This is a genomic window from Bradyrhizobium sp. HKCCYLS3077 (assembly GCF_051167555.1).
GTDB lineage: Bacteria > Pseudomonadota > Alphaproteobacteria > Rhizobiales > Xanthobacteraceae > Bradyrhizobium.
On the sequence record NZ_JBNPTH010000011.1, the window covers coordinates 174,084 to 192,208 of the forward strand.

Genomic DNA, 18,125 nt, shown 5'->3' on the forward strand with positions numbered 1-18,125 from the left:
GAGGTTGTCCTTCTGACAGACCGAGTCCGAGCCGGTCGTGTCCCCGGGCGTGGTGTAACTCGGTATAGCAAAGCCGTCCGCCCGCGCGCTCCCCCATAGCGCCGTAGCGGGTGGACGGCTTTGCGGTGGTCACCGGCGATTGCCCGGAGGGTCGGGTTGCTGACACCAACCTGATTCGAGGAACCACCGATGACCGACGAGATGATGAACCTTCGCGCGCTCGTGGAGAAGGCCCCGGACGCCGATCTTCTGCGCGAGATGATCGGCTTTGCCGCCCAGCGGTTGATGGAGATGGAGGTCGCCGGGCTGACTGGAGCGGCTTATGGCGAGAAGAGCTCCGAGCGTCTGGCGCAGCGCAACGGCTACCGTGACCGGACCTGGGAGACGCGTGCCGGTGCGGTCGAACTGCGTATTCCCAAGCTGCGCAAGGGAAGCTACTTCCCAGGCTTCCTGGAGCCGCGCCGGATGGCCGAGAAGGCGCTGACCGCCGTGATCCAGGAAGCCTACGTCCAGGGAGTCTCGACCCGTTCGGTCGACGACGTCGTGCAGGCGATGGGGATGAGCGGCATCTCCAAGAGCCAGGTGAGCCGGCTCTGCGGCGAGATCGACGATAAGGTGAAGGCTTTCCTCACCCGACCGATCGAGGGCGATTGGCCGTATCTGTGGATCGACGCCACCTACGTGAAGGTGCGCCAGAACGGGCGCATCGTCTCGGTCGCGGTGATCGTTGCGATCGGCGTCAACAGCGACGGCCGGCGCGAGGTGCTGGGCCTGACGTGCTCGCTTATATGAGCTTCCCGGCACAGCACCGCGCCAAGCTGCACTCGACCAATCCAATCGAGAGGGTCAATGGCGAGATCAAGCGCCGCACCGAGGTCGTCGGCATCTTCCCAAACGAGGAAGCCATCGCCCGTCTCGTCGGTGCGATCCTGCTCGAGCAGAACGACGAGTGGGCCGTCCAGCGCGCCCGCTACATGACGCTGGAAACGGTCCCTCACCGATCTGTTTGGCGTGACCGTTTCAGCTGGCACGATTGGGCAGATGATCGCCCGTGCCGCCAGCCGGACGCAGGACTACGCTGCGGCGGTCTACGAAGAGATCCGCCGGGCACCGGTCAAGCATCTGGATGAGACCGGGTTTTGGGTGGGGACGAGGCCGCAATGGCTGCATGTCGCAGGCACTGTCGGAAGCAATGGGCTGGTGCACTATCGGGTATCCCGCAGGCGAGGGGAGGTGCTGACGCAAGCGGCGCATATCGTGATGCACGATCACTGGACATCCTACTTCCAGATGCCGGGCGTCACCCATGCGCTGTGCAATGCGCATCATCTGCGCGAGTTGACGTCGCTGGTCGACATCGATGGCGAGGCCTGGGCCCGGCGCATGCGCACCTTGCTTCGCAAGCTGTGCCACCAGGTCAATCTCGCGCTCGAGCGTCCGGCCGGCCAGACAGGCGCGCTGCCTCCCGACAACATCCGCGCCGCCGAGCGGCAAGATGACCGCATCATCCGCGACGGCATCGCTTAGCTCAAGGCATTTCCCGAATTGCCTCGCAACGTCAAACGGGGGCGGCTCAGACGGCGCACTGGCCATATCTCCTGTTGCGGCTCAAGCTGCACAAACAGGCGGTGCTGCTGGTCCTGCGCAACCCGGCCGTGCCATTTACCAACAACGAGGCCGAGCGCGATGCCCGCATGATGAAGTTGCGGCAGAAGATCCCCGGGGGCTTTCGCACCTCGCGAGGCGCAGAAAACTTCGTAACGCTCCGGACCCTGATCGGCACCGCTCGAAAGCGCGGATGGAACATGCTCGAAACATTGGCCCTCTGCCCCACACAGCTCATCCATAAAATCCGCCTCGTTTGACCGAGCGACGGTCTGGCGCTGTCGGTCCAGGAGACCTTGAAGCGCGATCCGCATGGCGGCCAACTGTTCGTGTTCCGCGGCCGCAGCGGCGGGCTGATCAAAGTGCTGTGGCACGACGGCCAGGGCATGTGCCTGTTAGCCAAGCGGCTGGAGCGCGGCCACTTCATCTGGCCACAGGCTGTGGACGGAGCTGTGACGATCACGCCGGCGCAGCTCGGCTATCTGATCGAAGGCATCGATTGGCGGCATCAGCAGCGGACGTGGTGCCCGGAAGCTGTTCGTTGAGTGCTTGAACGTCGCGGCACTGATGCGTGCCGGGCGGAGCTGTGATTCCATCCTTGATGATGATCACAGCCGATTCGCTCCCCGATGTTGTCGCAACGCTGAAGGCGCTGGTGGTCGCCGGCCAGCCGGCGCAGCTCGCGGCGGAAGCAAAGGCGCGCAATCTCGAGGCCGACGTCCGCGCCCGCACGCTGCTGATCGAGCAGATGAAGTTCACGATCGCCAAGCTCAAGCACAGTCAATCCTCCGAGCGCGCCTCGGTCTGAAGAGGGCGCCGATCGCGATCGAAGCGATCGCGAAGATCGACGCCATGTTTGCAATCGAGCGCGAGATCAAGGGTCTACCGGCCCACGAACGCAAAGCCGTGCGCGACGAGCGCAGCCGACCGCAGGTCGAGAAGCTTCATACCTTCCTGCACGAGCGCTGCGCCAAGCTCTCCGGCAGGAGCAGACCGCCAAGGCGATCGACTACAGCCTCAAGCGCTGGGAGGTGTTTACGCTCTTCATCGATGATGGCTGTCTGTGCATGACCAACAACGCGGCCGAACGCGAGCTGCGCGCCGTGGCCGTCGGCCGCAAGAACTGGACCTTCGCCGGCTTCGACGATGGCGGCCGCCGTGCCGCCGCTATCGCTACTCTCATCCAAACCGCAAAGCTCAACAACGTCGACCCGTAGGCGTGGCTTGCCGACGTCCTCGCCAGGCTGCCCGATCATCCGGCCAGCAGGATCGCCGACCTGCTGCCCTAGAGCTGGAAGCACACCGCCATCCCTGCTGCTGCCTGATCTAGCCGATCAATCGTCCATCCGCGCGGGCTGCTCCGCCTGTGGTCTTCACCGGATGCGTACGTTGGCGGCACATTGCTGCCGGGCTCTGAATCGAACGATGAAGGATTTAGGTATCATCGAGGCTTAGACCTTGGGATCCCGGCAAGTAGGCTTAGCTAACACTGGCGCCAAACGTAATGCATGAGGTCATGGTCGTGGTGCAATTTGGGGCGTTGCCATTGCGCGCTCTTCTGCCGCCGATACTGCCTTCTCGTCCGAATGAATCTGATAAGCCTCAGCTGTGCTATTGCCATCGGTAAGCGCGACGCAGCAGCGTCACATCGGCTATTTCCGATTCTCACCAACGTCGAAAAGACGAAAAGCCTCAATTCGAGTGATGTTGCGCACAGCGAGGTGTCTATGCATGGCTCATCGTGTCCGGGCAACGGAGGAGATGAGCCATGTCCTATGTCTTCGAGATCGCGCTGGCGGCTGTGCTGCTGTTCTTTCTGTTCCTGCCGATCACCGATCGCAGAACCGTCATGATGAAGGTCGTCATGATGGTGGCTGCCATCTTTCTGTTTGCGGCCACCCTCGTCATCCCGCACGCGGTCGGATCGTCAGCACTGTTGGTTCAGGCATCGCTGATGACGGGACATTGATGCGCCCGTGCCGCTCGGTCCCGCCGGCCCTTCAAGCGGTGCGCGCATTACCGGTTCGGCAATTGGCAGCGCGGCTGACCTCGTGTAGCACCAGGGCGGATGTCATGCACACGGGGACGTCGGATGCCTGCTCTCGCTTCTGTCCTGCTTGCCGCCCTGAAGGATCACGGTGCCCGGGAGATCTTCGGCATTCCCGGCGATTTCGTGCTGCCGCTGTTCAAGGTCATCGAGGAGAGCAACATCCTGCCGAGCGTGACGCTCAGCCATGAGCCGGCGGTCGGCTTCGCGGCGGATGCGGCCGCGCGCTATCATGGCGGCCTCGGCGTGGCGGTCGTGACCTATGGCGCCGGTGCTTTCAATGTCGTCAACGCGGTCGCCGGCGCCTATGCCGAGCGCTCGCCGGTGGTGGTAATCGCGGGCGCGCCCGGTGCGCGCGAGCGCGTTTCAGGCTTCCTGCTGCATCACCAGGCGCGCACGGTCGACACCCAGCTCGCGGTGTTCAAGGAGATCACCTGCGACCAGGCGGTGCTGAGCGATCCCGCGACAGCGCCGGCGCAGATCGCGCGCGTGCTGCGCAGCGCACGGGAGATGTCGCTGCCGGTGTATCTCGAATTTCCGCGCGACATGGTCGACGCCGAGGTCGAGGCGGTGGTGCCGCTGCCGCCGCGCCGCGCCAATCGCGAGGCGCTCGACGAATGCGTCGACGAGATCCTCGCGCGCATCGGCCGTGCCGAGCGCCCGGTGATCGTGGTCGACGTCGAGATCCGCCGCTATGGCGTCGAGGACCGCATCGCGGCGCTGGCGCGCAAGCTCGGCCTGCCGCTGGTCACGACCTTCATGGGCCGCGGGCTGCTCGACAAGGCCGACGACGTCGTGGCCGGCACCTATCTCGGCGCCGCGGGCAATCCGGCGATCACCCAGCTGGTCGAGGACGCCGACCTGGTGTTGATGCTCGGCGTCATTCTCTCCGACACCAATTTCGCGCTGTCGAACCGCGCGCCGGATCCGCGCCGCATGATCCTGGCGGCGAGCCGCGAGGTGCAGATCGGCCATCACGCCTATCGCGACATGCCGCTCGGCGATCTCATCGACGCGCTGGAGGCCCGCGCCACGCCGCGTGTGCCGAGCCCCGGACCGCTCCGGCAGCGCTCCGTCTATCCGCGCGGCCTCGTTGCCGACAGCCAGCCCATCGCGCCCTCGGACATCGCCACCGCGATCAACGACATGTTCGACCGCCACGGCCGCATGCCGATGACCTCGGATATCGGCGACTGCCTGTTCACGGCGATGGAGATCGACAATACCGCACTCGCCGCGCCCGGCTACTATGCCGGCATGGGGTTCGGCGTGCCCGCCGGCATCGGCGTCGCCGCCACCGGATTGCGGCCGCTGATCCTGGTCGGCGACGGCGCTTTTCAGATGACCGGCTGGGAGCTCGGCAATTGCCGCCGTTACGGGCTCGATCCGATCGTCGTGCTGTTCAACAATTGCAGCTGGGAAATGCTGCGGGTTTTCCAGCCGGAATCGCGCTTCAACGACCTCGACGACTGGCACTACGCCGAGATCGCCAACTCCATCGGTGGGGCCGGCGAACGTGTCGGAACGCGCGCCGAACTCGTGGCGGCGCTGCAGCGCGCCGTGCAGCGGCGCGGACAGTTCTCGCTGATCGAGGTGATGCTGCCGCGGGGCAAGACCTCGGACACCCTGGCGCGTTTCGTCGCCGGGTTCAAATCGGCCCGTGAGCGCCTGGCCAGGGGATGACGCGAGATCCGAACGCGTCGGCCAAGCCAGCCTATTGCAGCGCCTTGTCGTGATTCCCGAGCCCCACCGCCTTGTAGTCATAGGTCGGATAGAATTCGGTTCGATAGACGCCCCAGGCGGTGGTTTCGAAGATGCGGTTGACCTCGCGCAGGCGCGAGGCCGCGAGACGGAGCGTCACCACCTGGCCAACCCCCATCATGACGTACCAGCTGACCACCTCGACACCGGCCGGCGGGAACGCCTTATAGAAGCCCTGACGCTCGAGCTGCGCGTTGAGCTCGCTCAGGGGGCGCGACTGATCGTGCTTGAGGAAGACGGTCAGCAGCACGGCATTGTCGGCCGTCGGCGCGGCGGTCGCGGGCTCTGCGACGCTCTGTGCGCCACCGTCGGAACTGACAAGCGCGGCGCATCCCAGCGCCAGCGCAACCAGCAACATCCTGCTCGCTTTCACGTGTCTCTCCATTGTTCTCGCCGACCGAAGCAGGGTACGCGACCGCGTCATCGGGCATGTGACATGCCGCGCAGCTCAACCACGCTTCATTGAAACCGTCCAGCGATGATCCGGATCCTGCGGCGGCGAAAGAGCGCTCGCATGAGCGCAGCCTGACCGATGTCGGCGCGCGGCGCCGCTTGGGGAGGGGCGAGCCGGCGTGCCCGGGACTCAGCCGGTCGCCGAGCGCAGCGCCGATTTGATCGCGTCGCGGCCCTTCCAGGCGAAATAGCTGAGGCGGTCGCCGATCGAGCGGTGGCCGCGCAGCCTGTTCGACCCGAGCACGTGTCCGACCTCGGCCGGGAAGCGCTTGATCTCGGCCTGTACCATCCTGTCGGTGTTACTGAGAATCGTGGCGAGGCGCGTGCCCCAATCCGAGTCCTCGATGCGATCGATGCGGACCTGGATGGCGTATTCGATATCGTAGATGCTGGTCAGGATTTCCTTGGCGGTCACGACGCGGTTGTTCTTCAAGGCAATCCGCAGCGCGAGCCGCTTGTCCTCGAGCTGGTCGAGCACCATCGGCACCGTCAGGGCGTAAGGCGCGGTGATGACATCGGCCACGTTCTTCGAGCGCGCCGCCTTGGTGGCCAGGCGCATCACCTGCCATGGCTCCTTCAGGCGCTTGGCGACGAGCGTTAGCGCGAATGGGACGGCTTCGGGCTCCTTCTTGCGCAGGCCGTCGAGCAGCAGCGCCATCTTCTTCACCTGGGGATCGTCGAACTCGGCGATCCGGTCCGGCAGCGAGTCGGCGAACTTTGCCAGCTCTTCGCGCGCGCGGAGCGCCTTCATCAGCTTGATGACGTCGTCGAACACGGAGGGCGAGGCGGTGTAGGCCTTGAGCTTCTCGCGCACCTGTTCGATGCCGTCGGCCCGCGACAGGGTGCCTTCCAGCGACTTCGTCACCTTGGTCTGGAATGCGTTTGCGACCTGCCGGCATTCACGCTGCTTGTCCCCGGCGATCAGCTCGCGCATCTGCGCGTTATAGTCCCGCGCCATGGTCGGGAGCAGATCCCGCGAGATCCATTCCCAGATCGGCGTCAGGGAGCCCCGGGCGATGCGGCCTTCATTGGCATGTTCAGGCGAGCCGTCGATCAGAAGCTGCTCGATCGGCATGAAGAAGTAGCGAGAGGGATTGATGACGCGGTGGCCGCCGGCGCCGTTGTTGTTGCGGATCTCCGCGCGCAGCCGCGCCTGCAGGTCGGCTGACCCCGGCATGTCGACGCCGCTCAGTTCGAGCCGCTCGAGCTCGCTGAGCAGACAGCTTCGCGTCAACGGTGATAACCGCTGCAGGAATTCCCAGATCCGGTCGACCGGTCCCATCGGCGTCAGGCTATCGGCTGTCAATCATGAGTGCTCATCTCCACGGACGAGAACGGGGCGCATGGAATCACGAAACAGTTGGTGCCGAATTAATATCAGTAAACAATCGTAGAAATGCACGCTGTCGTGGATTGGATCGTCAGGGGTGCGCGGCCGCCTGGCGAACGTCTTTCGCGCTTTTGCCGGGTTAACGTTTTCGATCGCAACTTATGGGGGAATTTCTCCACGCTTGCGGGAGGTTGCGGAAGAATCCCGTATTGTTACGGACGGCAATGTTAACCATGTTAAAGTTGCCGACGGGCCAGGATGGGGCATGACACAGCTGAGCAACAGCGTTTCGGACGATCGCGCCGCCTCCCTGTCCGGCGGCCAGAGGGTTAACGAGCCCGGCTTTCCGGCCGCCCGTCAGGGCGCGTTGCGCTCCAACCATTCCGACGAGCATGACGTGGTCGCCCTGGCGCGCCAGCTCAACGGCTCGCTCACCGCACTGATGCTCTACATGGGTGAAATCAAGCAGCGCAGTGACGAGATCGCCAAGGCGCCCGGCGAGCGGCGGCACGTCCAATTGGTGGTCGACAATGCGCTGCTGCAGACCGAACGGGTCTGTGCCCTGGTTCATCAGATGGCCGGTGCGAAGAATCAGCTCGCCCCGCCTTCACAGACGTCGCCGGTCGATGAACAGGGCACGACCCGACAGTCCGGCCGCGCCAGCAAGTCGCTCACGCCCCGCGAACGCGAGGTTCTCAAGCTGATCAGCGAAGGTCACTCCAACAAGGAAGGGGCCTTGCGCATGGGCATCAGCCCGCGCACCTTCGAGAGCCATCGTGCGGAGGCCATGCGAAAATTGGGCGCGCGAAACACCGCCGAACTGGTCCGCGCTGCCCTTCTCAATCCGATCGGGTGAACGCGGCACGTGCAGGCGGCCGCGATCGCCGTCGGCTGATGTGTTCGAACGATGACGACACGCGCCGCTGTCCGATCGGGCCCGCCTCAGGGGCCGATCGGACAGCGGCTGCTTGTGTGGCCGTGGGCTTAGAAATAATCTTCGGCGAAAGGGCGAACCCGCGAGGTCGGCCGCAACGGCGCTTGCGCCTTGGGAGGGGTCGGCACAATCGTGATGGTCCAGCGCGGCGGAACGCTCGCTTCCTTTTCCATCACTGAACGGACGTGGCCGGTGATTGTTGATCCGCCGGACTTCACGGTCGCCGTCCGGCCGTTGAACTGCGCAATTCGGAAACGCCTGACTTCCTTCTGGTCGGCGGTTTCAAAGGTAAACATGGGACACATCTCCTATGTGAGCCCAAGTCTCGCAGCTCATGATTAGTTGATCGTGAAAATCATGAGCCGTAGAAGTACGGCGTCAACTCATTATAAGGGATTATACGAATCGCGCTCTGCGAATCCGTCGACTTGAAGTTGTCGAAAACCGTTTCGGCCCTGATGATGTCGCAGCGAAAACCGCCTCCGGCGCCTCAGGCCGACATCGCTGCAGGCCGGCGGATGCTCGCCGCTCCGCCCGCGAACCGCCTCATTCTCAATATTGCAGCTCCTGAGCACGGGCGGCCGCATAGGCGGCGTCGATATTGTCCAGCAGCTCGATGTACTCTCCCTCGGAGAGGCGTGGCGCGTTCTTCTCGAGCGTCAGCGCATAGCTGGCGAGCCTTCGATAGCCGAAAGTGCCTGCGGCGCTCTTCAGCGAATGCGCCTCGCGCCCGATCTTGATACGCTCGCTGTCGAGCGACAGTTTCCGGAACAGCTTCAGCCGGGCGTCCGTCTCGCTGAGGAACACGTCGCGGATTTCCTGCGCCGCGTCGTCGCCGATCTCGCCGACCAGCTCCGCATAGGCGTCGCGATCGAGCGCCGGCTCGGGAGCGACGTCCGTTTCGGGAGAGAGGTCGGGCCCGCTGGCGTCCGGATCCGCCGGGACCAGTGACGCGGTCTCGGCGCCCGCCAGCTCGATGGCCGGGGCAGGCAGGGGCAGCACGCGCAGGATCGCCTCCACCAGCGCCTTCTTGCGCGCCGGCTTGACGACGAAGTCGTTCATCCCGGCCTCGCGGCAGGCGCGAATGTCCTCCATGAAGGCGTTCGCGGTGAAGGCGATGATGGGCACGTTGGATCGGCGCTCGCCGCGCGCGCGGATGGTCCGCGTCGCCTGGAAGCCATCCATCTCCGGCATGCGCACATCCATCAGGATGAGGTCGTAGTTGAAGCGGCTGGCCGCCGTGACGGCCTCCGTGCCGTCGCAGGCCGTGTCGGTCTGGACATCGAAATCCTTCAGCATCTTGGTCGCGACAAGCCGGTTGGTCGGATTGTCGTCGACGACAAGCACGCGCAGCGGCCGGCCGAAGGCCGCGATCCTGTTCTGCAGCGAGGCGTAGATGCTGTCGTCGTTCTGCTCGGGCAAGGCCACCGTCTCTGCGATCGGCAAGGTCAGCCGGAACGAAAAGGTCGAGCCGCTGCCGAGCGTCGACGTCACCTTGATCTCGCCTCCCATCTGTTCGGTGAGGCGCTTGCAGATGGCAAGGCCGAGTCCGGAGCCGCCGAAGCGGCGGCTGATGGAGTTGTCGGCTTGGACGAAATTGGCGAACAGGGAGCCGATCTTGTCGGCGGCGATGCCGATGCCGGTGTCGGTCACTGTCCATTCCACGGTTGCCTTTTCGGCGTCCTTGTCGATGCAGCGCGTGGTGACGACGACTTCGCCGGACGACGTGAACTTCACCGCGTTGGACACGAGGTTCAGCAGGATCTGGCGAATGCGGCCGGCGTCTCCGACCAGCGCGGGCGGCACCGCTGGATCGCTGACATTGCGGAGCTTGAGATCCTTGGCGGACGCCCGAGGCCCGATGATGCTCAGCGTGTTGTGAACGAGGGCTTCGGCGGAGAAGGCGATGTCTTCGAGCGACAGCTGGCCGGATTCCAGCTTGGAGAAGTCGAGGATGTCGTTCAGGATCTCGAGCAGATTGTCGCCGGCATTGTGGATGGCCACGACCGAGCGGCGCTGCTCGGGATCGAGATTGGTCTCGAGCAGGGTCGTTGCGAGGCCGAGCACCGCGTTCATCGGCGTGCGGATCTCGTGGCTCATCATCGCGACGAAGGTCGATTTCGCGGCATTGGCGGCTTCCGCGGCGTTGATCAACTGCTCGTGCCGTTCCCACCAGCGCGAGATCAGCACGGCCGCGGCCAGCACCGCCACGGCGGTCAGCAGGGAGGTGATCACGAGCAGGATGGCCATCGCCCGCCATTCCTTCAGGACGTGCTGCTCGGGCACGGACACCACGATCATGGCCGGATAGTTGGGTAGCATCTTTGCCGCCCGCAGACGCATCTCGCCCGTCCGCGTCGATGGCTCCCGCAGCACGCCGCCGGCCGAAAGTGCGCGCTGCCCGAAGCCGGAGGTCGCTCGCCCGATCTCGCTCGTCGGCGGGAAATGCGCGAGCAGGATGCCGTCGTCGCGGACCAGCGACACCGAGGCATCCAGGCCGAGCGCGGTCGAGCCGAAGAAGTTCTCCAGATGGGGCACGGACATCGCGCCGAGCATCATGCCCATGAACGCGCCGGCGGAGTCATCCAGCCGGCGGGCGAAATAGATGTTCCAGGTGCCGTCGCCGCGGTTCTGGACCGGCTTGCTGACGAAGGTCTGCAGCGCCGGATCGGCCTTCAGCGCCTTGAAGTAGTCGCGGTCCGAGATGTTGACGTCCGGAATCGGCCAGTAGCGCGAAAAGTTCAGGAGCTTGCCCTGCGCATCTATCAGGGTCACGGCATCGATCTGCGGCAGTCCCGCGATCTTTTCCTTGAGGAGGAGATGGGTCTGATAGTCGGAGGCTATCTTGTGATAGGCCACAGCGTCGATCGCGCCACCGCGCGCCAGATAGTCGCGGACGCTGGTGAGCACCAGGTCGACCGACTTGACGGAGCGGTCGGCGTTCTCGGCCAGCGTGAGGCTGTGCCGGCTGAGATCCTCTTCGGCGTGCTGAAGCGCGTTCTCGCGCAGATTGGACAGGAAGAACAGGTTGCTGCCGGCAATGACGCAGATGAGGATGAGCGCGATTGCCGCAGGCGCTCCCAGAAAACGTTTCTTGTTGCTCATCACCAGCTACCAGCCCGCGGTCCTGACCATCCGTCGCAGATCGGTCTCCTGCGCGATCTGCTTCAGCGTCTCCCTCAGACGAACGACATCGATCGGCTTGGAGAAGGCAGGATAGACGTTCAGCTCGAGAAAATTCCCGATACGAACCGAGGCGTTGAGCGCATCCTTCTCGGACGCGCTGATGATCAGCACCGGTCCGCGGAACTTCAGCTCGGCGAGACGATCGAGAACCTCGGTCCCGGACCGTTCGCCGAGCGACAAGTCCAGTGTGACGCAATCGAAATGCCTCTTCTGCAGAACGCTCGAGGCGGCATCGACGGAATTCACGCCCGTGGTGTTGAAACCAGACTGGGATGCGATCTTCCGTAAGATCGACTGATGCACGTCGGCGTCTTCGATCACGAGGAGTTCGTTGCGCATGAAGCCCTGTCCCGTTGCCATCCTGGAGGATTTGACGGCAAGCAGGCCATGTCTAACGGGCGCCTCTGACCCCCTCGTAAATTTTGGTTTCCGTACAACTACGGGAAGCAAGGCAGGGGCCGCCACGCGCGCCGATCGCAGGCCGTGCGATCTTCAGGCCGGCAACAAGGAAACGGCCGGACAGGTCCGGCCGTTGCGCATCATTCGGGGGGCAGCCGGATCAGTCGGCGGGGCCGAACACGGCTTCCATCTTGGTCTTCAACGTCGCCGCATTGAACGGCTTGACGATGTAGTTGCTGACGCCGGCCTTCTTGGCGGCGATGACGTTCTCGGTCTTCGATTCGGCCGTGATCATGATGAACGGCGTTTTCGACAGTTCCGGGCTGGCGCGGACCTCGCGAAGCAGGTCGTAGCCGGTCATCGGCTCCATGTTCCAGTCGGAGATCACCAGCCCATATTTCTTCGCCTGCATCTTGGCGAGGGCGGCCGATCCGTCGCTGGCGTCGTCGACGTTTTCAAATCCGAGCTGCTTCAGCAGGTTGCGGATGATCCGAATCATTGTGGCATAGTCATCGACCACCAGAATCGGCATCGACAGATCAAAGGCCATGTCATTACTCCGCGCGTTTGGTCAAAAGCCGAACACGGGCGAGATATTTCAGCACGAAGATGATTCGACGCTTCTTGGAACTCGCGCTCGTCAGCACGTCGACAATTATCAGCGCCCGTTGAACAGCGCGTTAATTCCGTGCGGGCGAACGGGGCGGATCGTGCGTGAGGCCGTAGTTGTACGGAGGCGGGGCCGCCCGGCAGTTGATCGCCGGACAAAAACCCTCTCAGGGCAGCGGGCGCGGGCGCACCAGTTTTTCGTACTGAGCCTTGACGGCACCGTAGCATTCGCAGGCCGTCTTCTTCAGCCCGTCGATATCGATGATCTCGATATGACCGCGGCTGTAATGGATGAAGTCGGCCTGTTGCAGCGTGCTCGCTACCAGCGACACGCTGTTCCGCCGGGCGCCGATCATCTGGGCCAGCGATTCCTGGGTGATGTAGAGCTTGTTGCCGCCGGAGAGGTCATGCGTCTGCAGCAGGCAGCGGGCAAGGCGGGATTCAACCGTATGGGCAGCGTTGCAACCTGCGGTTTGCTGGCTCTGCACGTAAATGGCGAGTGCGTGGCGAAGGATGGCGGCGCGGAACGTGGAGCTCTGCTCCGCGGCGGCGCGCACCCTGTCGATATCGACGACCGACGCGCTGCCCGGCACTAGCACGGCCGCACTGTTGAGCACGAGCGGGTCGCCGCCGCCCAGCAGCGACATGCCTCCGAAGAAGCTGTCGCGCCCGATCATCGCGACTTGCACACGCTCTCCGCGTGCGAGATTGACGACCAGCGAGATGACGCCACGATGGGGAAAATAAATCCGCGTCAGCTTTTCGCCGACTTCGGCGAGAACGGAATCCTGCACGAGATCGACCGTCCGCAAATAGGGGCGGATGAGCTCGAAATCCTCGTCAACCAGCGATGACAGGAAGCCGTTGGGAGAACGCAAGCTGGGGTCCAAAGCCATCTCCTGCATTGCAGCGACTGAGCCTCGCAGATCTCGATGCACTCAAGGTTCCTTAAAACTGCGCCCCATCGGCTGACAAGAGAAATAACAAGCTGTCACGCGCCATGGTTCCCTCTGTGCTCGTTGGTGTGCAGATGTGCGTGAAAATGTCGTGGAAGATTGGTCCGCCGAAAAACGCGGCGGAGAGCCAGCTACGTGAGTGCCGCTTGTATACAGATCGCATCCAAGCTTTCTCTCCCTCGTCATCACTCGAAGCGCATGATTGCTCGAATGGCTCGCGTCCTCTCGCCCTCGCCGTGGCACGGCGGCATGCCACCGCGATTGACAGCCGACATCTTGAAGCCAAAATCGCTAATAACCGCGCTGATTCGTTGACGGATATTTTCATGTCCGATGCAACCCTGTGCTCCTGAACGGCGGCTTCGGCCGAGGTTCGGCGACCGACGATGATGTAGCAGTCGTCCTGCAACAGCAGGACTTGAGCAGGGGGCTGATTGCGCATCCGGCCGGAGCGCGATCGATGGTCAGCAACGAGGCTGAGCTCCTCCGCATCGAGGCTGAATGCCGCCATCGCCTTGGTTCGTTCGCGTCATCCCGGCAGGTCCGCCGTTTCCCAAACAGGTAGCTCAGGATTTCATGGCCTCTTCCTCCCACCAACGGTCCGCCTCGTCATCGCCGTCGCCGAGCAGCAGTGTCGACGTGTCGGAGTCGGAATCGTCCGGCGTCAATCCTGGAATGGCCATCGTCGGTCAGGTCGCCGGCGGACTGCTGCACGACTTCAACAACATCCTCACGGTGATTACAGGCACCATCGACATTCTCGCCGAGGCGGTCGAGGACAAACCCGAACTCGCAGCGGTCGCGCGTTTGATCGATGAGGCAGCCACGCGCGGCGCACGATTGACGTCGCAGCTCTTGTCTTTCGCGCGTGGCCGGCCGCCGCGGCCATGTGCGGTCGAGTTGAACGAACTTCTGGTCGATGTCGGCCGTCTGCTTCGTCCGACCTTGGGCACCGATGTCGAGGTGACGACCTCGGTGGCGGCGGATGTACCGTCCGTGTACGCAGACCCCGGCCAGCTGATGGCGGCCCTGCTGTGTCTTGCCATCGGCGCGCGCCACCGGCTCGAACATGGCGGCCGGATCGACATCGATGCGAGGCGCATCAGCGATGGCGGCGCCGCGGTCGAAGACCCTCGCGCCGACGTGCTGATCGTGCTCACCGCATCGGTGAACGCGGACGGCGTCTCGCCGTCCGAGCCGATCTTCTCCGAGATCAAGCTGGTGGACGACTTCGTGCGGCGCTCGAACGGACGATTGGCGTTGAAGGAGCCGCACGACCGGACGGCGTGTGTCGAAATCGTCCTTCCGCGCATCGACCGAGAGCCCTCCTAGCCGGCAGGCCGTTCCGCGCCATGGTTAGCGGCGCCCTAACGGCAGCGTCGCGCCGCGATCGCGCGACCAGGCCCGCCTGCGCAAGACGGTGCCATCGAGACGCGAATTCCGGCCGTTTTCTCGTATTTTACCAAGCCGATTAGCAGCAAGTTAGGATTAACGGCGGAGGCGGGTGCCTCGCGTCGCAGTTCCTGGATCGATTTAAGGAACGGGTAGGATTCCGCGGCCCAGTGTCGCATATCGCCGACAGAATGGTGCGGCGATGTCTACTCGTGTTCATCCAGAAGGGAATGACAATGTCAGGTATCGTACTCTCTGCGTCGGTTCGCCAGAACCTGCTCTCGCTCCAGTCGACGGCTCAGCTCCTCGCCACCACGCAGAACAACCTCTCCACGGGCAAGAAGGTCAACTCGGCTCTCGACAATCCGACCAACTTCTTCACCGCCCAGGGTCTCGACAACCGCGCTTCCGACATCTCCAATCTGCTCGACGGCATCGGCAACGGCGTGCAGGTTCTGCAGGCCGCCAACACCGGCATCACCTCGCTGCAGAAGCTCGTCGACAGCGCCAAGTCGATCGCCAACCAGGTGCTGCAGAGCGCGGTCGGCTACTCCACCAAGTCGAACGTCGTCTCCTCGGCTCTGACCGGCGCGACCGCCAGCGACCTGCTGGGCTCCAGCGCGACCGCGGTGACGGGCTCGGTTGTCAACAACGACAACACCTCGTCCGCCTCGGCGATCACCGGCTCGACCAAGCTGTCCGGCACCGCAGGCACGGCGTCGAACAACCTGGCCACCGGCATCACCTCCGGTGAAACGCTGGTCGTCAACGGCACCACCTTCACCTTCGTCACCGGCACAACCTCCACCGGCACCAGCATTGGTATCGGCGACTCCGTCAGCAACCTGCTGTCGGCGATCCAGACGCAGGCCGGCGTGACCGCTTCGGTCACCGCGGGTGCGATCACCCTGACGCCGCCGGCGGCAGGATTGACCGTCTCCGGCAGCTCCGGCACATTGGCCAAGCTCGGCCTGTCGGCCACCGGCAACGCCTTGGCGGGCCAGACGCTGACGATCGCGGCGACAGGCGGAGGAACGGCGACCAGCTTCACGTTCGGACTAGGAACAGGGCAGGTCAAGTCGCTGAGCGACCTCAACAGCAAGCTCGCGGCCAACAACCTCCAGGCCACGCTCGACTCGTCGACCAACAAGCTGACGATCTCGACCACCAATGATGCGGCGTCTTCGACGATCGGCACCATCGGTGGCACGGCGTTCTCCGTCAGCGGCAACGCCTTCAACGGCGCCACCGTTGCGGCTCCCGTCGTGGATTCCACGGCTCAGTCGCAGCGTTCGAGCCTGGTCTCGCAGTACAACAACGTGCTTGCGCAGATCAACACGACCGCGGCCGACGCTTCGTTCAACGGCATCAACCTGCTGAACGGCGATACGCTGAAGCTGACCTTCAACGAGACCGGCAAGTCGACGCTGTCGATCACCGGTGTCACGTTCAACTCGGCGGGCCTCGGCCTCTCGAGCCTGACCTCGGGCACCGACTTCCTCGACAACAACTCGGCGAACAAGGTGATCGGCGTCCTCAACACCGCCAGCTCCACGCTGCGGTCCGAGGCCTCGACGCTGGGTTCGAACCTCTCGGTCGTGCAGGTTCGTCAGGACTTCAACAAGAACCTGATCAACGTGCTGCAGACCGGTTCGTCGAACCTGACTCTGGCCGACACCAACGAGGAAGCGGCCAACAGCCAGGCGCTGTCGACCCGCCAGTCGATCGCGGTGTCCGCGCTGTCGCTCGCCAACCAGTCGCAGGCGAGCGTGCTGCAGCTCCTGCGCTAAGGCGCGGTCAGCACTCATCAACATCGGAGGCGGCGGGGCTTTCCCCGCCGCTTTCGGCTCCAAGCTCCGGACATGACGTCGCCACGCATCGACTTGTGCGGCGGATGAGCCGAGAAGCCAAGCACGCGAGCAACGTCGTATCGCGCCGACCCAGCCTGCCGACGACGCCGCTCCCGCGAGGAGCCTCCCGGGCGAGACTCCTGAGAGGAGATCTGCGTATGCCCTTGCGGGTCGAGCTGAAGCCGTTTGAACGGATCGTGATCGGCGACAGCGTCATCGTCAATTCGAATACGCGCGCCCGTTTCATCGTCGAGGGTGATGCGCCCATTCTCCGCGAGCGAGACACCGTGACGGCCGAAACGGCCGATACACCGGCTAAGCGTCTCTATCTTTGCGTCCAGACGATGTATCTGAAGAATGACACGATCCGCTATCGAGCGTCCTATCTCGCCTGCATGAACGAATTGCGCAGGGCGCTTCCCCATGCCGCGGGGCAGGCCGAGGTGGTCGATCGCCATGTCACTGAAGGCTCCCTCTACAAGGCTTTGAAGGAGATTCGGACGCTGTTCGAGCGCGAGGATTGCCCGGCCGTCCACGCCGAAGCTGCGCCCTGAGCCCCCCGCCGGAGCTCCCTCGGCGCCGGTGTTAAGTTCCGTATTAGCACGGACACTAAAATTAACGGGACGGATAAAAGCCCGGCCTAACGATGGCAACGAGGAAAGTCCGTTGAGCCGAGCCAGACGGCGGTTGGGTATGCGCTGCATGGCGAAGGCACCGGACCAACCGTCGCTCTGACAGGATCAGCGGTCGCCCGCGATCGCCGCACCAATTCTTGGAAGGCCAGTTTCATGGACGATCTGTTGCGTGAGTTCCTGACGGAGACCAGCGAGAGCCTGGATACCGTCGACAATCAGTTGGTGCGGTTCGAGCAGGAGCCGAACAACGCCAAGATCCTGGATAACATCTTCCGGCTGGTGCACACGATCAAGGGGACCTGCGGCTTCCTCGGCCTGCCGCGGCTCGAAGCGCTGGCGCATGCCGCCGAAACCCTGATGGGCAAATTTCGCGACGGCATGCCGGTCACCGGCGAGGCCGTGACGCTGATCCTCACCACGATCGATCGCATTAAGGACCTGCTGGCCCAGCTCGAGGCCAATGAGTCCGAGCCCGAGGGCGAAGACCGCGATCTCATCAGCGAGCTCGAGGCGATGGTCGAGCGCGGCATGGCCGCGATGGCCGGCGCGCCGGCTGCAGTCGCAGCCGAGGCCGCGCCCCCGCTTGCCCCTGAAGCTCCCGCCGCGCCTGCGGCCAAGGCTGCCACCCAGGGCACCCTGATCGACCAGACGCTGGAGCGTCCGCTGCGTCCCGGCGAGGTGTCGCTGGACGAGCTGGAGCGCGCCTTCCGCGAAACCGCCATCGAGACCCCGCCAGCGCACGAGCAGGCGTCCGAGGCCAAGGCCGAAACCAAGGCTGAAACCAAGGCAACCCCGCCAGCGGCCAAGCCAGAACCGGCCAAGGCGGAGGCCAAGGCTGAAGCACCCAAGAAGGCGGCGCGGCCGAAGGCCAATGCCGATGGCGAGGTGCAGGAGAGCGACAAGGTCGCCAACCAGTCGATCCGCGTCAATGTCGACACGCTCGAACATCTGATGACGATGGTCTCGGA

20 protein-coding genes and 3 pseudogenes are annotated in these 18,125 nt (G+C 64.0%); 15 read left to right on the forward strand and 8 right to left on the reverse strand.

Features of this window, described 5'->3' with window-relative positions:
- Positions 1-189 precede the first annotated feature (189 nt).
- The 10 genes and pseudogenes from ACQR0Z_RS33180 to ipdC all read left to right on the forward strand — a co-directional run.
- Positions 190-992: pseudogene (locus ACQR0Z_RS33180) on the forward strand (IS256 family transposase); the annotation flags it as partial.
- Positions 993-1,041: 49 nt separating this feature from the next.
- The gene (locus ACQR0Z_RS33185) at positions 1,042-1,527 is read left to right on the forward strand and encodes an IS66 family transposase (protein WP_434921441.1); all 486 of its coding nucleotides are present in this window, start codon (positions 1,042-1,044) and stop codon (positions 1,525-1,527) included.
- Positions 1,528-1,544: 17 nt separating this feature from the next.
- Positions 1,545-1,865 (forward strand): IS66 family transposase, encoded by a 321-nt coding sequence (locus ACQR0Z_RS33190; RefSeq protein ID WP_434894328.1) that lies wholly within the window; start codon positions 1,545-1,547, stop codon positions 1,863-1,865.
- A gap of 18 nt (positions 1,866-1,883) precedes the next feature.
- Positions 1,884-2,150, forward strand: a complete 267-nt coding sequence (gene tnpB, locus ACQR0Z_RS33195; protein ID WP_434921452.1) for an IS66 family insertion sequence element accessory protein TnpB — start codon at positions 1,884-1,886, stop codon at positions 2,148-2,150.
- A gap of 56 nt (positions 2,151-2,206) precedes the next feature.
- Positions 2,207-2,413 (forward strand): hypothetical protein, encoded by a 207-nt coding sequence (locus ACQR0Z_RS33200; RefSeq protein ID WP_434921454.1) that lies wholly within the window; start codon positions 2,207-2,209, stop codon positions 2,411-2,413.
- 11 nt (positions 2,414-2,424) lie between these two features.
- Positions 2,425-2,483 (forward strand): annotated as a pseudogene (locus ACQR0Z_RS33205) (hypothetical protein); the annotation flags it as partial.
- Positions 2,484-2,552: 69 nt separating this feature from the next.
- Positions 2,553-2,822 (forward strand): annotated as a pseudogene (locus tag ACQR0Z_RS33210) (IS66 family transposase); the annotation flags it as partial.
- A gap of 27 nt (positions 2,823-2,849) precedes the next feature.
- Positions 2,850-2,894, forward strand: a complete 45-nt coding sequence (locus ACQR0Z_RS33215; RefSeq protein WP_434879313.1) for a hypothetical protein — start codon at positions 2,850-2,852, stop codon at positions 2,892-2,894.
- A gap of 479 nt (positions 2,895-3,373) precedes the next feature.
- Positions 3,374-3,574 (forward strand): hypothetical protein, encoded by a 201-nt coding sequence (locus tag ACQR0Z_RS33220; protein ID WP_434921442.1) that lies wholly within the window; start codon positions 3,374-3,376, stop codon positions 3,572-3,574.
- Between the two features lie 123 nt (positions 3,575-3,697).
- Positions 3,698-5,335 carry an indolepyruvate/phenylpyruvate decarboxylase gene (gene ipdC / locus ACQR0Z_RS33225; RefSeq protein WP_434921443.1) on the forward strand — a complete coding sequence of 546 codons (1,638 nt, stop codon included), beginning with the start codon at positions 3,698-3,700 and terminating at the stop codon, positions 5,333-5,335.
- A gap of 31 nt (positions 5,336-5,366) precedes the next feature.
- Here the strand turns inward: ipdC and ACQR0Z_RS33230 are convergent, their stop codons facing one another.
- Complete coding sequence (locus ACQR0Z_RS33230) at positions 5,367-5,798, reverse strand: hypothetical protein (protein WP_434921444.1); 432 nt, start codon at positions 5,796-5,798, stop codon at positions 5,367-5,369.
- Between the two features lie 198 nt (positions 5,799-5,996).
- Positions 5,997-7,148 carry a hypothetical protein gene (locus ACQR0Z_RS33235; protein ID WP_434860414.1) on the reverse strand — a complete coding sequence of 384 codons (1,152 nt, stop codon included), beginning with the start codon at positions 7,146-7,148 and terminating at the stop codon, positions 5,997-5,999.
- A gap of 313 nt (positions 7,149-7,461) precedes the next feature.
- Here ACQR0Z_RS33235 and ACQR0Z_RS33240 point away from each other — a divergent pair, with 313 nt between their 5' ends.
- A complete protein-coding gene (locus ACQR0Z_RS33240; RefSeq protein WP_434921453.1) occupies positions 7,462-8,052 on the forward strand; it encodes a response regulator transcription factor in 591 nt (196 codons plus the stop codon).
- A 128-nt stretch (positions 8,053-8,180) separates the two neighbouring features.
- Here ACQR0Z_RS33240 and ACQR0Z_RS33245 read toward each other — a convergent pair whose 3' ends face one another.
- From ACQR0Z_RS33245 to ACQR0Z_RS33270, 6 genes are all read right to left on the reverse strand, one after another.
- Positions 8,181-8,426 carry a hypothetical protein gene (locus ACQR0Z_RS33245; RefSeq protein ID WP_006614403.1) on the reverse strand — a complete coding sequence of 82 codons (246 nt, stop codon included), beginning with the start codon at positions 8,424-8,426 and terminating at the stop codon, positions 8,181-8,183.
- 256 nt (positions 8,427-8,682) lie between these two features.
- Positions 8,683-11,235 (reverse strand): ATP-binding protein, encoded by a 2,553-nt coding sequence (locus ACQR0Z_RS33250; RefSeq protein WP_434860256.1) that lies wholly within the window; start codon positions 11,233-11,235, stop codon positions 8,683-8,685.
- A 6-nt stretch (positions 11,236-11,241) separates the two neighbouring features.
- The gene (locus tag ACQR0Z_RS33255) at positions 11,242-11,655 is read right to left on the reverse strand and encodes a response regulator (RefSeq protein WP_434860255.1); all 414 of its coding nucleotides are present in this window, start codon (positions 11,653-11,655) and stop codon (positions 11,242-11,244) included.
- A gap of 220 nt (positions 11,656-11,875) precedes the next feature.
- Complete coding sequence (locus tag ACQR0Z_RS33260; protein ID WP_009026776.1) at positions 11,876-12,265, reverse strand: response regulator; 390 nt, start codon at positions 12,263-12,265, stop codon at positions 11,876-11,878.
- A 226-nt stretch (positions 12,266-12,491) separates the two neighbouring features.
- On the reverse strand, positions 12,492-13,214 hold the full coding sequence (locus ACQR0Z_RS33265) for a Crp/Fnr family transcriptional regulator (RefSeq protein ID WP_434860254.1): 723 nt from the start codon (positions 13,212-13,214) through the stop codon (positions 12,492-12,494).
- A 58-nt stretch (positions 13,215-13,272) separates the two neighbouring features.
- Positions 13,273-13,791, reverse strand: coding sequence for a hypothetical protein (locus ACQR0Z_RS33270; protein ID WP_434921445.1), 519 nt, complete (start codon positions 13,789-13,791; stop codon positions 13,273-13,275).
- A gap of 65 nt (positions 13,792-13,856) precedes the next feature.
- On the opposite strand from ACQR0Z_RS33270, the gene ACQR0Z_RS33275 reads away from it, so the two are divergent.
- From ACQR0Z_RS33275 to ACQR0Z_RS33290, 4 genes are all read left to right on the forward strand, one after another.
- Positions 13,857-14,612 (forward strand): histidine kinase dimerization/phospho-acceptor domain-containing protein, encoded by a 756-nt coding sequence (locus ACQR0Z_RS33275; protein ID WP_434921446.1) that lies wholly within the window; start codon positions 13,857-13,859, stop codon positions 14,610-14,612.
- A 296-nt stretch (positions 14,613-14,908) separates the two neighbouring features.
- Entirely contained in the window at positions 14,909-16,462 is a 1,554-nt protein-coding gene (locus ACQR0Z_RS33280; protein WP_434879229.1) for a flagellin, read from the forward strand.
- A gap of 218 nt (positions 16,463-16,680) precedes the next feature.
- Positions 16,681-17,076, forward strand: a complete 396-nt coding sequence (gene flbT / locus ACQR0Z_RS33285) for a flagellar biosynthesis repressor FlbT (protein ID WP_434860250.1) — start codon at positions 16,681-16,683, stop codon at positions 17,074-17,076.
- A 234-nt stretch (positions 17,077-17,310) separates the two neighbouring features.
- The coding region (locus tag ACQR0Z_RS33290; protein ID WP_434921447.1) for an Hpt domain-containing protein at positions 17,311-18,125 on the forward strand (815 nt) is incomplete at its 3' end.